This window comes from Streptomyces changchenzhani, assembly GCF_039766235.1.
In the GTDB taxonomy this organism is placed as follows: domain Bacteria; phylum Actinomycetota; class Actinomycetes; order Streptomycetales; family Streptomycetaceae; genus Streptomyces.
Genome location: NZ_JBDHNH010000008.1, coordinates 97867 through 112740 on the forward strand (window position 1 = coordinate 97867; position 14874 = coordinate 112740).

General features: G+C 69.8%; 13 protein-coding genes. 1 reads left to right on the plus strand and 12 read right to left on the minus strand.

The features are described from left to right. The first annotated feature begins 112 nt into the window (after positions 1-112). On the plus strand, positions 113-1141 hold the full coding sequence (locus ABCR94_RS24460; protein ID WP_347122190.1) for a sigma-70 family RNA polymerase sigma factor: 1029 nt from the start codon (positions 113-115) through the stop codon (positions 1139-1141). On the opposite strand, the gene ABCR94_RS24465 is transcribed toward ABCR94_RS24460, so the two are convergent. The 12 genes from ABCR94_RS24465 to ABCR94_RS24520 form a co-directional block, all read right to left on the minus strand. Then, complete coding sequence (locus ABCR94_RS24465) at positions 1138-1452, minus strand: STAS domain-containing protein (protein WP_347122191.1); 315 nt, start codon at positions 1450-1452, stop codon at positions 1138-1140. The two genes, ABCR94_RS24460 and ABCR94_RS24465, sit on opposite strands and share 4 nt — an antisense overlap. 102 nt (positions 1453-1554) lie before the next feature. Beyond that, positions 1555-2832 (minus strand): thymidine phosphorylase, encoded by a 1278-nt coding sequence (locus tag ABCR94_RS24470; RefSeq protein WP_347122192.1) that lies wholly within the window; start codon positions 2830-2832, stop codon positions 1555-1557. A gap of 61 nt (positions 2833-2893) precedes the next feature. Next, entirely contained in the window at positions 2894-3295 is a 402-nt protein-coding gene (locus ABCR94_RS24475; RefSeq protein WP_347122193.1) for a cytidine deaminase, read from the minus strand. Next, on the minus strand, positions 3292-4557 hold the full coding sequence (locus ABCR94_RS24480) for an ABC transporter permease (RefSeq protein ID WP_347122194.1): 1266 nt from the start codon (positions 4555-4557) through the stop codon (positions 3292-3294). Before ABCR94_RS24480 ends, ABCR94_RS24475 begins: the two co-directional genes overlap by 4 nt. Continuing rightward, on the minus strand, positions 4557-5672 hold the full coding sequence (locus ABCR94_RS24485) for an ABC transporter permease (protein ID WP_347122195.1): 1116 nt from the start codon (positions 5670-5672) through the stop codon (positions 4557-4559). Before ABCR94_RS24485 ends, ABCR94_RS24480 begins: the two co-directional genes overlap by 1 nt. Further along, positions 5669-7204, minus strand: coding sequence for an ABC transporter ATP-binding protein (locus ABCR94_RS24490; RefSeq protein WP_347122196.1), 1536 nt, complete (start codon positions 7202-7204; stop codon positions 5669-5671). The genes ABCR94_RS24485 and ABCR94_RS24490 overlap by 4 nt, the downstream gene beginning before the upstream one ends. Before the next feature lie 225 nt (positions 7205-7429). Continuing rightward, the gene (locus ABCR94_RS24495) at positions 7430-8476 is read right to left on the minus strand and encodes a BMP family lipoprotein (protein ID WP_347122197.1); all 1047 of its coding nucleotides are present in this window, start codon (positions 8474-8476) and stop codon (positions 7430-7432) included. 137 nt (positions 8477-8613) lie between these two features. Continuing rightward, positions 8614-9888, minus strand: a complete 1275-nt coding sequence (locus ABCR94_RS24500) for an amidohydrolase (protein ID WP_347122497.1) — start codon at positions 9886-9888, stop codon at positions 8614-8616. Between the two features lie 136 nt (positions 9889-10024). Next, positions 10025-11071: a hypothetical protein gene (locus ABCR94_RS24505; protein ID WP_347122198.1), complete on the minus strand. Its 1047-nt coding sequence runs from the start codon at positions 11069-11071 to the stop codon at positions 10025-10027. Between the two features lie 22 nt (positions 11072-11093). After that, positions 11094-12020 (minus strand): N-acetylneuraminate synthase family protein, encoded by a 927-nt coding sequence (locus ABCR94_RS24510; RefSeq protein ID WP_347122199.1) that lies wholly within the window; start codon positions 12018-12020, stop codon positions 11094-11096. Positions 12021-12033: 13 nt separating this feature from the next. Then, positions 12034-13395 carry a cytidylyltransferase domain-containing protein gene (locus ABCR94_RS24515; RefSeq protein WP_347122200.1) on the minus strand — a complete coding sequence of 454 codons (1362 nt, stop codon included), beginning with the start codon at positions 13393-13395 and terminating at the stop codon, positions 12034-12036. Continuing rightward, positions 13392-14753 (minus strand): DUF6716 putative glycosyltransferase, encoded by a 1362-nt coding sequence (locus ABCR94_RS24520; protein ID WP_347122201.1) that lies wholly within the window; start codon positions 14751-14753, stop codon positions 13392-13394. Before ABCR94_RS24520 ends, ABCR94_RS24515 begins: the two co-directional genes overlap by 4 nt. Between the last annotated feature and the right edge of the window lie 121 nt (positions 14754-14874).

Here is a 14874-nt window from a genome sequence, read left to right on the forward strand (position 1 = left end):
TCCGGCTCCCTCGCGTCCGGTGTTTTCACCGCACGGGCGTGACTGTCAGTCCCCTGCGGTAGGTTCCAGATCGCTGGAGTTCTGGCAGATCTGGGCGACAGGGGCGGACCCGATGAGTGACATTGCCGCGACGACGGACCTCGATGCCCGGCTGGAGGGCCACCGGACGGAGCTGACCGGTTATTGCTACCGGATGCTCGGTTCTGCCTTCGAGGCCGAGGACGCGGTGCAGGACACGCTGGTGCGGGCGTGGCGCAGTATCGACAAGTTCGAGGGGCGGTCCTCCCTGCGGTCCTGGCTGTACCGCATCGCGACGAACGTCTGCATGGACTCGCTGAACGCGGGCAATCGCCGGGCCCGCCCGATGGACCTCACGGCCGCGACGCCGGTGGCGCAGGCCGCACTCAATTCCCGCCCCGAGGTCACCTGGCTTGAGCCGGTGCCGGACGGCCGGGTGCTGCCCTCGGTCGCCGACCCCGCGGACACGGCGGTGAAGCGGGAGTCGATCCGCCTCGCGTTCGTCGCGGCGCTCCAGCACCTGCCGCCGAAGCAGCGGGCGGTGCTGATCCTGCGGGAGGTGCTCGCCTGGAAGGCGAGCGAGGTCGCCGAGTTGCTGGAGACGACGGTCGCTTCGGTCAACAGCGCCCTCCAGCGGGCCCGCGCCACGCTCGCCGAGCACGGCGGGACGCAGGACACGGTGACGGAGAATCCGCTGGACGAGGAGCAGCGCAAGCTCCTCGACCGGTACGTCGCGGCCTTCGAGGGGTACGACATGGCCGCGCTGACCGCCCTCCTCCATGAGGACGCCACGCTCTCCATGCCCCCGTACGACCTGTGGCTGCGCGGCCACGACGACATCGTCGGCTGGATGCTGGGAGTCGGCGAGGTCTGCCGGGGCTCGCGCCTCGTCCCGGTCGTGGCGAACGGCACACCGGCCTTCGCCCACTATCACCCGCGCCCGTCGGGCGACGGCTTCGACCCGTGGGCGCTCATGGTCATCGAGATCGTCGATGGCAAGGTCTCCGGGATCACGTCCTTCCTGGACACGAAGCGGTGGTTCCCGCTGTTCGATCTGCCGGAGCACCTCGACGCGTCGGGAGTGGGTACGTCCTCGATCGCGGAGGGCCCGGCGGCCGGTTAGAAGATCTCGCCGAGCCCCACCAGGTGCAGCAGCGCGCACAGTTGGGGCGGTGGGTGTCGCAGTCTGATGCGGCACCCCCGCCTGCGCGCGGCGAGGCGCAGGCGGGCCAGTACCTCGACGGTGTGCAGATCGGGCCCGGCGACGGCTCCCACGTCACAGTCCACCTCTTGGGCGTCCGACGCGTGCAGCAGTTGGCGCAGCTCCTCGGACAGCCTGGGGATGTCGGCCGCGGTGACCCGGCCGGCGATGACAAGAACGATCGGTTGGGTGGCATCCACGGGGAAGAGACCTGTGGCACGGGCAGAACTCATCGCTGCGCGCATATGCGCAGCGGTCGGCCGTACGACGAAGGGGGCCGGCGGTGATCCGCCGGCCCCCTCCCTCCCTGCTTCGCTCAAGCGGGGAATCGCACGTCAGGCGATGCGCCCCAGGATGATCGGCTGCGCGGTGAACTCGGTGTCCTCGGGCGAGGTCAGGACTCCGCCGTCCAGCGCCTCCAGGGCGTACTCGAACTTCTCCGGGGTGTCCGTGTGCAGCGTCATCAGGCGCTGGCCCGCGGTGATCCGGTCGCCCGGCTTGGCGTGCAGCTCGATGCCGGCGCCCGCCTGCACCTTGTCCTCCTTGCGTGCACGGCCCGCGCCGAGGCGCCAGGCCGCGACACCGATCGCGTACGCGTCCAGGGTGGTGAGGCGGCCCGAGGTCGAGGCGTGGATGACGTGCTGCTCGCGGGCGACGGGCAGCGCCGCGTCCGGGTCGCCGCCCTGGGCCGCGATCATGCGGCGCCAGACGTCCATCGCGGAACCGTCGGCCAGCGCCTTCGCCGGGTCGGTGTCCTTCAGGCCTGCCGCGTCGAGCATTTCGCGGGCGAGGGCGAGGGTCAGCTCGATGACGTCGGACGGGCCGCCGCCCGCCAACACCTCGACGGATTCGCGGACTTCGAGGGCGTTGCCCGCGGTGAGGCCGAGCGGGGTGGACATGTCGGTGAGGAGCGCGACCGTACGGACGCCGCTGTCGGTGCCGAGGCCGACCATCGTGGCGGCCAGCTCGCGGGCGTCCTCGATGGTCTTCATGAAGGCGCCCGAGCCGACCTTGACGTCCAGGACGAGTGAGCCCGTACCCTCGGCGATCTTCTTGGACATGATCGAGGAGGCGATCAGCGGGATCGCCTCGACGGTGCCGGTGACATCGCGCAGCGCGTAGAGCTTCTTGTCGGCCGGGGCCAGGCCGTCGCCCGCCGCGCAGATGACCGCGCCGGTGGAGTCCAGGACGCTGAGCATCTCCTCGTTGGAGAGCTGGGCCCGCCAGCCGGGGATGGACTCCAGCTTGTCGAGCGTGCCGCCGGTGTGGCCGAGGCCGCGTCCGGACAGCTGGGGCACGGCCGCACCACAGGCGGCGACGAGCGGCGCCAGCGGGAGGGTGATCTTGTCGCCGACGCCGCCGGTGGAGTGCTTGTCGGCGGTGGGGCGGGCGAGGGTGGCGAAGTTCATGCGCTCGCCGGACGCGATCATCGCGGCCGTCCAGCGGGCGATCTCGACGCGGTTCATGCCGTTGAGCAGGATCGCCATCGCCAGGGCCGACATCTGCTCGTCGGCGACCTCGCCGCGGGTGTACGCGTCGATGACCCAGTCGATCTGCTCGGGGCTCAGCTCGCCCCGGTCGCGCTTGGTGCGGATGACGGAGATGACGTCCATGGAGTTCCCTACGCAGAAAGAAGTACAGAGGAGAAGTGGTGTCACACAGGATGCTGCTGGGTCACCCGAGGTGCTGCGGGCCGAACGCGTCCGGCAGCAGCTCGGCGAGGGTACGGATGCCCGCCGACGTGTCCAGCAAAAGCGCCGGGCCCCCGAACTCGTACAGCAGCTGACGGCAGCGGCCGCAGGGCATCAGGATCTGGCCCTGGCCGTCGACGCACACGAAGTGCGTCAGCCGGCCGCCGCCGGTGGTGTGCAGCTGCGAGACCAGGCCGCACTCGGCGCACAGCGAGAGGCCGTACGACGCGTTCTCGACGTTGCAGCCGGCGACGGTGCGGCCGTCGTCGACGAACGCCGCGGCGCCGACCGGGAAGCCCGAGTACGGGGCGTACGCACGGGACATCGCCTCGCGCGCCGCCTCGTGCAGGGCCTCCCAGTCGGCCTTGGCCGCGGCCTGTGTCATTTGCCCTGGCCCTTGCGGTAGGCCTGACCGTTCGCCTTGGGCATCCGCAGGCGTTGCGCCGACAGGGCCAGGACCAGCAGCGTCGCGACGTACGGCGTCGCGTCGACGATCTGGCTCGGCACCTCGTCGGTCAGCGTGTACCAGGTGAACAGCAGCGCCGAGACGGCCGCCGAGATCACCGCGGCGACGTACTTCTTCTTGTACAGCTGCCAGGCCACGACGAACACCAGGAGGATCGCCAGGAACAGCAGTACGGCGTGCACGTTCTCCGCGCCGCCGCGCAGCTTGAGGCTGTCGGTGAAGCCGAAGAGCCCGGCGCCCAGCGCCATGCCGCCCGGCATCCAGTTGCCGAAGATCATCGCGGCGAGACCGATGTAACCGCGGCCGCCGGTCTGGCCCTCCTGGTAGATGCCGGTCGCGACGATGGCGAGGAAGGCGCCGCCGAGTCCGGCCAGGCCGCCGGAGACGGTGACGGCGATGTACTTGTACTTGTAGACGTTCACACCGAGGGATTCCGCCGCCATCGGGTTCTCGCCGCAGGAGCGCAGCCGCAGGCCGAAGGCCGTGCGCCACAGGATCCACCAGGTGCCCGGGATCATCAGCAGGGCGACGACGGTGAGCAGGGACAGGCCGGTGACCAGGCCGCCGACCACGCCGGCGATGTCCGAGACGAAGAACCAGTGTTTGTCCTGGAGATCACCGAGCCCGTCGGAGAGCCCGGGGATGGTGATTTCGGTGATCGGGTCGATGCGCGGGGACTGCTTGGACGAGCCGCCGTCGATGTTCGCGAAGGTGAAGTTCGACAGATAGCGGGTGGCGCCGACGGCCAGGATGTTGATGGCCACACCGGAGACGATGTGGTTCACCCCGAAGGTGACGGTGATGACGGCGTGCAGCAGACCGCCGATCGCGCCGCCGATGATGCCGAAGGCGACCCCGGTCCACGGGCCCCACTGGAAGCCCGCCCAGGCACCGAACCAGGTGCCGAGGATCATCATGCCTTCGAGGCCGATGTTGATGACGCCCGCGCGCTCGGCCCACAGGCCGCCCAGACCGGCGAGGCCGATCGGGATGGCGAGCTTGAGTGCGCCGGACACCTGGCCCACCGAGGTGAGGTCGTTGGCGCCGCTGATGAGGCGGACCAGCGAGACCAGGGCCATGCCGCCCGCGATGATCAGCAGGATGACGGGCCAGGACAGCTTGCGGCGTACGCCCTTCTTGGGAGCGGCGCTCGCGGCGGCCGAGACAGTACTTGTGGTCATTACGCCGCCACCTCCTCACGGGATTTGCGGGCGGCTGCGGCGAGTTCCTCGCCGACCTTCTGCTGCTGGCGGCGCAGCCCGTAGCGGCGGACCAGTTCGTACGAGACGACGACGGAGATCACGATCAGACCCTGCATGATCGTCGCGATCTCCTTCTCGTAACCGTGCTGGTCGAGGGAGTTGGAGGACTTGTCGAGGAAGGCGATGAGCAGCGCGCTCGCCGCGATGCCGACCGCGTTGTTGCGGCCGAGCAGGGCGATCGTGATGCCGGTGAAGCCGACGCCCGCCGGGAAGTCCAGGCTGTATGTGTGGGTGTCGCCCAGGAGCGTCGGCATGCCGGCGAGTCCGGCGACACCGCCCGAGATCAGCATGGAGGTGAGGATCATCTTCTTGGCGTCCACACCGCTGGCCTGGGCCGCGCTCTCGCTGGCGCCGGTGGCGCGCAGGTCGAAGCCGAAGCGGGTGCGGTTGAGGACGAACCAGTAGACGATGCCGCAGCCTGCGGCGACGAAGGTGAAGCCGTAGATCTCGCCCGCCTCGGGGCTCAGGCTCAGGCCCGGGAACCAGCCGGACTCCGGGATCTCACCGGTGGTCAGGTTGTTGGAACCCTCCAGCTGGACGCCGAAGTTGTCGGGCAGGATCAGCCAGGCCACCAGTGAGGTCGCGATGGCGTTGAGCATGATCGTGGAGACGACCTCGCTCACCCCGCGAGTGGTCTTGAGGATGCCCGCGATACCGGCCCAGAAGGCGCCGACCAGCATCGCGACGATCACGATCAGCGCGATCTGCAGCGGTCCCGGCAGGTCCACGCTGGCGCCGACGAGGGCCGCCATCATCGCGGCGAGGCGGTACTGCCCGTCGACGCCGATGTTGAACAGGTTCATCCGGAAGCCGACGGCGACGGCCAGGGCTGCCAGGTAGTACGTGCCGGCCTGGTTGATGATCAGCACCTGGACGTCGACGTACGACGCGTTCTCGATCATCAGGCTGTACGGCTCGAACGGGTCGCGGCCCGAGGCGAGCAGCACCACCGAGGTCAGCACAATGGCGACCACCAGGGCCAGCGCCGGGCCTGCGAAGCCCAGGATCAGCCGGTCCTTGTCGAATTTCTTCATCGGGCCTCGTCCTCCGGGGCGTGCTCCAGACGGCCGGAAGCGGCGCCTGTCATGGCCGAGCCCAGCTGTTCCGGTGTGATGGTGGCGGGGTCGGCGTCCGCGACGAGTCGGCCGCGGTACATCACCCGCAGGGTGTCGGAGAGCCCGATCAGCTCGTCCAGGTCGGCGGAGATCAGCAGGACCGCGAGGCCGTTGCGGCGCGCCTCGCGGATCTGGTCCCAGATCTGCGCCTGCGCGCCGACGTCCACGCCGCGCGTGGGGTGTGCGGCGATCAGCAGCTTGGGGGTGTGGCTCATCTCGCGGCCGACGATCAGCTTCTGCTGGTTGCCGCCGGACAGCGAAGCCGCGGTGACGTCGATGCCGGGTGTGCGGACGTCGTACTCGCGCACGATCCGCTCGGTGTCCTTGCGGGCCGCCTTGAGGTCGAGGAAGCCGTGCTTGCTGTTGGGCCGCTCGGTGACATGGCCGAGGATGCGGTTCTCCCACAGCGGGGCTTCGAGCAGCAGGCCGTGCCGGTGGCGGTCCTCGGGGATGTACCCGACGCCGCTCTCGCGGCGCTTGCGGGTGGGGGCGTGCGAGATGTCGGTGGTGTCGAGGGTGATGACACCGCCGTCCGGGTCGCGCATGCCCATGACGGCCTCGACGAGCTCGGCCTGACCGTTGCCCTCGACGCCCGCGATGCCGAGGATTTCGCCCTTGTGGATGGTGAAGGAGATCGCGGCGAGCACCTCGCGTACGACGCCGTCGGAGTCGACGGCGTTCAGGTGGAGGTCTTCGACGCGCAGCATCGGGACGTCGGTGACCGTCGAATCGCGGGTCTCCGGCGAGGGCAGCTCACTGCCGACCATCAGCTCGGCGAGCTGCTTGGTGGTGGTGTGCGCCGGGTCTGCGGTGCCCACGGTCGTGCCGCGGCGGATGACGGTGATCTCGTCGGCGACCGAAAGCACCTCGCGCAGCTTGTGCGAGATGAAGATGACGGTCAGGCCCTCGGACTTGAGCTCGCGCAGGTTGTCGAAGAGTGCGTCGACCTCCTGGGGCACCAGGACCGCGGTCGGCTCGTCGAGGATCAGGGTGTGGGCGCCGCGGTAGAGGACCTTGAGGATCTCCACGCGCTGGCGGTCGGCGACACCGAGCTCTTCGACGAGGACGTCGGGGCGGGCGTTCAGGTGGTACGCGTCGGAGATCTCCATGATCTTCTTACGGGCCTTGGGGCCGATGCCGTACAGCTTCTCGCCGCCGAGAACGATGTTCTCCATGACGGTGAGGTTGTCGGCGAGCATGAAGTGCTGGTGCACCATGCCGATGCCGCGGGCGATGGCGTCGGCGGGGCTGGAGAAGGTGACCGTGGTGCCGTCGATCGTGATGGTGCCCTCGTCCGGCTTCTGCATGCCGTAGAGGATCTTCATCAGGGTCGACTTGCCGGCCCCGTTCTCCCCCACAAGGGCGTGGACGGTGCCCTTGCGGACGGTGAGGGCGATGTCGTAGTTGGCGACGACGCCGGGGAAGCGCTTGGTGATGCCGTGGAGTTCCACGGCAGGGGAGCTGGACGCGTTGATGACGCACTCTCCTTGGCGAAGGAGCTGGAAGCGGAGACGGGGCGGGGCGGGGCGGAGGGGCGAAACTATCGCGCTGAGGAGGGGTCTACACGCGTAGCGCTGCCGAATGGTTGAACTAATTGAAGGATCTGATCCAGGGTGTGGGTCCGGGTCCGTGGGGGTTCACCCCCACGGACCCGGACCCACTGGTCTCCCGCGGAACTACGGGGTCGTCTTGACCTTGATCGAGCCGTCGAGAATGCCCTTCTTGGCCTTCTCGACCGCGGCGGTGACGTCGGTCAGCTTCTTGTACGCCGGGTTGGAGTCGGAGAGGCCGACACCGTTCTCGTCGAGACCGAAGCGGACCTCACCGGTCTGCGGCTTGCCGTCCTTGACCGACTTGATCAGGTTGTAGACGGCGCCCGCGACGTCCTTGGTGGCCGACGTCAGGATCTTGTCCTTGTACGTGACCAGGCCCTTCTGCAGGTACTGGTCGGAGTCGACGCCGATGGCCCACTTGCCGGCCTTCGCCGTGGCCTCGATGGCGCCCACGCCCGCCTGGCCGGCGGCGTGGTAGACCACGTCGGCGCCCTTGTCGAGCTGGCCCTCCGCGGCGGCCTTGCCGAGGTCGGGCTTGGAGAAGCCGTCGTTGTTCGGCGGCTGGGTCAGGTACTGGGTGAGGACCTTGACCTTCGGGTTGGTGGCCTTGACGCCCTGGACGAAGCCCGCCTCGAACTTCTTGATCAGCGGCACCTCGACACCACCGATGAAGCCGACCGTGTTGGACTTGGTGGCCTTGGCGGCGGCGACGCCCGCCATGTACGACGCCTGCTCCTCGTTGAAGACCAGGTTCGCGACGTTGGGGCCGGTCACCGAGAGGTCGTCGACGATGCCGAAGGTGGTCTTCGGGTACTTCGCGGAGACCTTCTTGATGGCCGGGGCGTAGGCGTAACCGATGCCGATGACCGGGTTGTTGCCGTTACGGGCCAGCTCGGTGAGGCGCTGCACCTTGTCGGCGTCGCCCTCACCCTCGGCGGGCTCGGCGTCGACGCCCTTGATCTTGAGGTCCTTCTTGGCCTTCTCCAGGCCGGCGAAGGCGGCGTCGTTGAAGGACTGGTCGCCCTTGCCGCCGATGTCGTAGGCGATGGCGGCGCTGGCGCCCTTGTCGTCGGACGCGTCCGACGACGATTTGCCGCCACACGCGGTGGCGGAGAAAGCGAGGGCTGTGGACGCAATGGCCACGGTGGCAATCCTGGTTACCCGGCGCACGGGAGAGCTCCTTCAACATGACCGAAGCGCCTCTGCCGGCGCTGGTTTCGCGGCGATCGTAACGCGCGTAGATGTCAGATAAAGCCCCCTACGGAAGCCGTTATCGGATCGTCGTGAACGGAAGGCAGCGTGGCTGATTACACGCGGTGGCCGTCGAGCAGCGCAGCGGCCGTGAAGAGCTCCACTCCGACCGCGATCGCCCCCTCATCGGCGTCGAAATCGCCACGATGCAGGTCATGGCGGGCGGTGTCTCCGGGTGTGCGGACGCCGAGGCGGGCCATCGCGCCGGGAACGTGCTCCAAGTACCAGGAGAAGTCCTCGCCGCCGAGACTCTGCTCGGTGTCCTCGATTGCGTACGATCCGCGCCTGGCGGCCATGGCCGAGGCCAGCAGCTCGGTGACGGCGAGGTCGTTGACGACGGGCGGGACGCCCCGGATGTAGTTGATCTCCGACTTGGCCCGGTGCAGGGCCGCGATCTCGTCGATCGCGGCGTGCACCAGGTCCGGGGCCTCGCGCCAGGCCTTGAGGTCCAGGCAGCGGACGGTCCCGGAGAGCTCGGCGCGCTGCGGGATGACGTTGCAGGCGTGACCGGCCTCGATGCGGCCCCAGGTCACCGCGAGCCCCGCGCGCGCGTCGACGCGCCGGGCGATCAGGGCCGGGACGTCGGTGGCGACCCTGGCCGCTGCGGTGACCAGGTCGGTGGTGAGGTGCGGGCGGGCGGTGTGGCCGCCGGGGCCGTCCAGCGAGACTTCCAGGCGGTCGCAGGCCGAGGTGATGGCGCCGGGGCGCAGGCCGATGCGGCCCACGTCGACCTTGGGGTCGCAGTGCACCGCGATGATCCGGCCCACGCCGTCCAGAACACCGGAGACGATCGCGTCGGAGGCGCCGCCCGGCAGCACTTCCTCGGCGGGCTGGAAGATCAGCCGTACGGGGTACGGGAGCAGGCCCTGGCGGTGCAGGTCGGCGAGGATCAGTCCGGCGCCGAGGACCACGGTGGTGTGGATGTCGTGGCCGCAGGCGTGGGCGCGGTCCGGGACGGTCGAGCGGTACGGGACGCCCGCCTTGGTGTCCGGGATGGGCAGCGCGTCGATGTCCGCGCGCAGGGCGAGCATCGGGCGTACGCCGTCCCAGGCCCGGACAGTGCTGTCGTCACTGTCGGTGGTACGGATGTCGCTGCTGCCGATGCCGATGTCACAGATGAGCCCGGTCCCGATGGAGAGCACACGTGGCGCGAGACCGGCCTGCTCCAGCCGGGTCTTGAGCGCGGCGGTGGTGCGGAACTCCTGGTTGCCGAGCTCGGGGTGCATGTGCAGGTCTCGGCGGAAGGCGATCAGTTCGGCGCGCAGGCTCTCGGACAGCACGCCGGGCAGTTCTGCTTCCCCGGGGAGATCGGCATCGGACTCTCGGGACATCAACTGGTTCACCCGTCGAAGGGTAAGCCTCTTCAATGGCCAACTAACCATCGATCAACAAAACTTCAGCCCGATAGGGGAAAGAAAACTGGCCGCGATGCGCATGTCCTATCCGCACGGAGGGTACACAGAGTGGCTATGTCGCGGGCAGCGACTGGAGTCGGTGCACGTCACGGGCGGTGCCGGTGACCCCGGCCAGGAATCCCTGGGCGCGGGGTGACGCATGCGCCGTAAGCCAGTCGGGATCAATGTCGCAGACGGCCACCTTCACGTCCGTACCCGCGAGTGCGAGCGGGAGCGTATGCACGACGGTCGACGGGAAGCTCAGGATCGTACGTCCGATGGGCCCTCGGCGTGCGATGAGCTCCAGCGGGAGCTCGGGGCGGACGATTTCGAGGCCGGTCTCCACGGCGAGCCGGTGCAGCTTGTGGGTGCTCTCGCGGCGGTGGGCGAAGTAGCGGGTCGCGCCGTGCGCGCGGGCCAGCGCGATGACCGCCGCGACGTACTGGTCGGCGTCGACGACGCCCGTCTCCACCAGTGAGGTGCCGACGAGGTCGGCGCCGCCGGTGATGCGGGGCGGGCCGAAGCGGGCGCGGGTCCAGGCGAAGTCGTTGGCGGTGACCGTGACGCCGGGGGCGGTGTCGACGGGCATGGAGGTGAAGACCTCGACCGTGCGGGTGGCCGAGGGGGTGAGGCGGCGGCGCGCGGCGGCCGACACCGGCGCGAAGAGGATGTCGCGCGCCCCGGGGCGCCCGCCGCGCCGGTGCCAGCGCACCAGGCGCTCCCCGCGGGCGAGCTGCGAGATGAACTCCATGGTGGCCGTGCCGTCGTCGACGACGACCAGGTCACGGGCGCTGGTGATGGTCAGCAGGAGCTGTACGTACCGCGAGAACGGGTCGCCGATGACGATCCGCTCGGCGCGGCGCAGGGCCGACGCGAGCCCGCCTATGGTCTGGAACGGCGCCCCCGGACCGCCACGCGCCTCCTCCCACCGCACCCGCATCCCGTCACCGCGGGCGAGCTCCGCCATGCGCCGCAGCTGGCCGCGGGTCATGGGGTCGGTGGGTGACAGGACGACGACGGTGATGTCGTGCGTCTTGGTGTGGGCCCACTCCAGGACGTTCAGGAGCTGGACCGGGCTCTCCACGAAGGCGAGCGTGGCGGGGGCGGAGGCGGCGTTCACGACGGTGTGACCGGCCGTTCCGTCAGACCGCTACGGGTTCGCGGTCGGCGCCCTCGGCGACGACACCCGCGACGCGGCGGAGCTTCTTCATCGGGCCGAGCTCCGACTCGTACACCTTCTTGACGCCGTCACCGAGGGACGCCTCGATGGTGCGGATGTCACGGACGAGGCGGGTGAGGCCGCCGGGCTCGACGGACGCGGCCTGGTCGGAGCCCCACATGGCGCGGTCAAGGGTGATGTGACGCTCGACGAAGGCGGCGCCGAGCGCGACGGCGGCGAGGGTGGTCTGCAGGCCCGTCTCGTGGCCGCTGTAGCCGATCGGGACGTTGGGGTACTCGGACTGGAGCGTGTTGATGACGCGCAGGTTGAGCTCCTCGGCCTTCGCCGGGTACGTCGACGTGGCGTGGCACATCAGGATGTTGTCGCTGCCCAGGACCTCGACGGCGTGCCGGATCTGGCGCGGCGTCGACATGCCGGTGGAGAGGATGACGGTGCGGCCGGTGGCGCGCAGGGCGCGCAGCAGCTCGTCGTCGGTGAGGGACGCGGAGGCCACCTTGTGGGCCGGCAGGTCGAACTTCTCCAGGAAGGCGACGGCCTCGGTGTCCCACGGGGATGCGAACCAGTCGATGCCGCGCTTCTTGCAGTGCTCGTCGATGGCGCGGTACTCGTCCTCGCCGAACTCGACGCGGTGGCGGTAGTCGATGTACGTCATGCGGCCCCACGGGGTGTCGCGCTCGATGTCCCACTGGTCGCGCGGGGTGCAGATCTCCGGGGTGCGCTTCTGGAACTTGACGGCGTCGCAGCCGGCCTCGGCGGCGGCGTCGATGAGCGCGAAGGCGTTCTCGATGTCGCCGTTGTGGTTGATGCCGATCTCACCCGTGATGTAGACGGGGTGGCCGGGGCCCGCGGTCTTGGAACCGAAGGTGCGCAGGCGGGAGTTGGAGCTCATGTGGGGGCGTTCCTTACTTGGTGAGGGTGCTGGGGACGGTGGTGCGGAGGGGTTCTGTGGTGAGGAGGGGTTCTGTGGTGAGGGAAGGGCCGAGGATCCACGTAGCGATCTCGCGGATCGCGCCCTCGCCGCCGGGGATCGTCGTGACGGCGCGCGCGGCGCCGCGGACGGTGTCGTGGGCGTCGGCGACCGCGACGGGCCAGCCTGCGAGACCGAAGCAGGGCAGGTCGTTGACGTCGTTGCCGACATAGAGCACGCGCTCGGGTGCGACGGACTGCTCCTCGCACCACTGCTTGAGCGCGAGATCCTTGCGGTCGATGCCGTGGAGCACGGGGATGCGCAGCTTGCGGCCCCGTGCGGCGACGACCGCGTTCTGTTCCGTGGACAGGATCAGCAGCTTGAGCCCCGCCTTGCGCAGGGCCGCGATGCCGAGTCCGTCGCCGCGGTGCACGGCGACGAGCTCCCGTCCTTCGGAGTCGATCAGCACCCGGTCGTCGGTCTGGGTGCCGTCGAAGTCGAGTACGACCGCGTCGATGTCGTCGCGGGTCGGAAGTGTGGTGGTGACGGCCGTGTCGAGGAGCGGCGCGAGGGCACGTGCGCGTGCCAGGTCGTGCGGGTCGTCGATCTCCAGGACGCGGGCCGGGTCGGTGCGTACGAGAGCGGTCCGGCCGAAGAACCGGTGCCCGGCCTCCCGGAATCCGGCGACGTCCATGGCGTACGCGGCGCCGGTCTCCAGGAAGTCCTCCGGGCGGTCCTGCCTGCGGGGCCGGAAGGCCTTGTCGTGGTTGACGCCGTCGGCGGTCTGCACGCCATCGGCGGTCTGCACGCCCTGCTGGTCGCCTTCCCGCCAGAGGAAACCGTGGAAGGGGGCCACCGTGTGCGCCGTGTCCGCGCCGTCCTCCAGGACGGCCGTGCAGACACCCTCGATGTCCTCGCAGGTCAGGAACGGGCTCGTGCACTGCACCAGCAGCACCACGTCCACCACCGCGCCGTGCAGCGCCTCGTGCGCGTCCAGGGCGTGCAGTACGGCGGCCTCGCTCGTCGCGGTGTCCCCCGCGATGTCCGCGGGTCGCAGTACCGCTTCGGCGCCCGCGCCGCGTGCCGCGGCGGCGATGGCCGCGTCGTCCGTGGAGACCACGACGTCCGTGACCTGGCGAGCGCCCAGACAGGCGCGGACGGCGCGCACGACGAGCGGCGCGCCCCCCACCGCGGCGAGGTTCTTGGCCGGTACGCCCTTGGATCCGCCGCGGGCGGGAATCACCGCGAGGACGCGGCGCACGGTCGTTGTGCGGGGTGCGGTCGTTGTGCTGCCTACGGTCGTCGTGCTGCGCACGGTCGTTGGCTTGGCCTGCGGCGGCCGGGGCCGGCTGCTCATAGTTCTCCCATGCGGCGGATGACGGGTGCCACGCGCTGCACCCCATGGCGGTACGCCCCGCGCGCCGCCTCTCGCACGGCGTCGCGCACGACTCGGCGCACGCCCGTGACCTCGATGTCCCGCACCCCGTCGAGACGGTGGCGGGCGAGGACGCCGGGGAGGTAGCCCGGCGCGGTGACGGTGGTGTAGTAGGGGGACAGCGGCGGTAGTTCGGGCTGTTCAAGGAGGCCGGTGACACGTTTGCGTACGGCGTCGAAGGCCGTTTCGTACGAGCCGTCCGCGGCCACTCCCTGCCGGGCGAGCCACTCCTCGTCGGCGCGCGGCCGGTGGCCGGCGTCGAGCTGCTCCCAGGAGGCCAGGCATCCCGAGCCGAGGAAGTGGTGGTTGCCGAGCGCCTCGCGTACACCCAGGTCGGTGAGGACCGCGGTCGGAATGCGCCGGTGCAGGGCTTCCAGGGCGGCGGTCGAGCTGACCGTCACCAGAAGGTCGGTACGGTCGAGCACCTCACCCATGTGCCCGTACGCGAGGCGGAAGTTGGCGGGCGGGCCGCCTTCGATGCGGGCCGCGAGCCGCTGGTAGGGCAGCTCCTCGATGTGCGTGGTGTGCTCGCCCGGCCTGCTGCGCAGCTTGAGCACGACTTCCCGCCCGGGGTGCAGCCTGGCGTGCTGGACCAGACGGCGGAGCAGGTACGTACGGTCGGCGCGGGACTGCGGTACGGAGGGCTGGGCGGCGAAGACGACGACGCCCGTGGCGGACCCTGTGCCCGTCCCGGTGGCTCGGCCGGTCGCCGTACCTTCACCGGTCGCCGTGCTTCCGCCCGTCGCCGTGCCTTCATAGCGTGCGCCGCCGAGGAACGGCAGCGCGGCCTCCGTCACGGACGAGGCGTCGGCGCCCACCCCTTCGTACACCGCGCGGAAACGCTCCGCGTCGTGCCGCGAGTTGGCGAGGACGACGTCCGCGCCGTGGCGCAGCAACAGTCCGTCGGCGAGCTTCTCGTAGACGACACCGACATAACCGGTGACGACGACGGGCCGCCTGGCCGCTTCCGGCCACAGTGGCGCGAGGCCGTGCAGTACGGCCTGCACCGCGCCGCCGACGAGGGCGAGCAGGACGACGTCGTACGACTCGTGCTCGATCTCGCCGAGGAATTCGGCGGCCGTCACCTCCCGCACACCGTCCACCGGCACGCCGACCTCGGCGAGCTGGCGGGGGGTGGGGGTGGCCCGGCCGCGCAGAAGGAATCCGTTGAGTTCGCTGTCCGGTGCGATGCGGTGCGCGGTGAGTGCGCCCCATTTCCATCGCGTATCGGAATCGGCGAGCACGGCGATCCGTAGGGGTTTGCTGGTACTTGCTGGCACAACGAATAAGCTAGGGACGCTATGAGATTCACGGCCCAACTCAGCCGCAACAAAGGGTTAACAGCACATCGACGATCGGCGCCGGACCCCGGGAAACAGGTCGGTTAACCATTCCGCCATT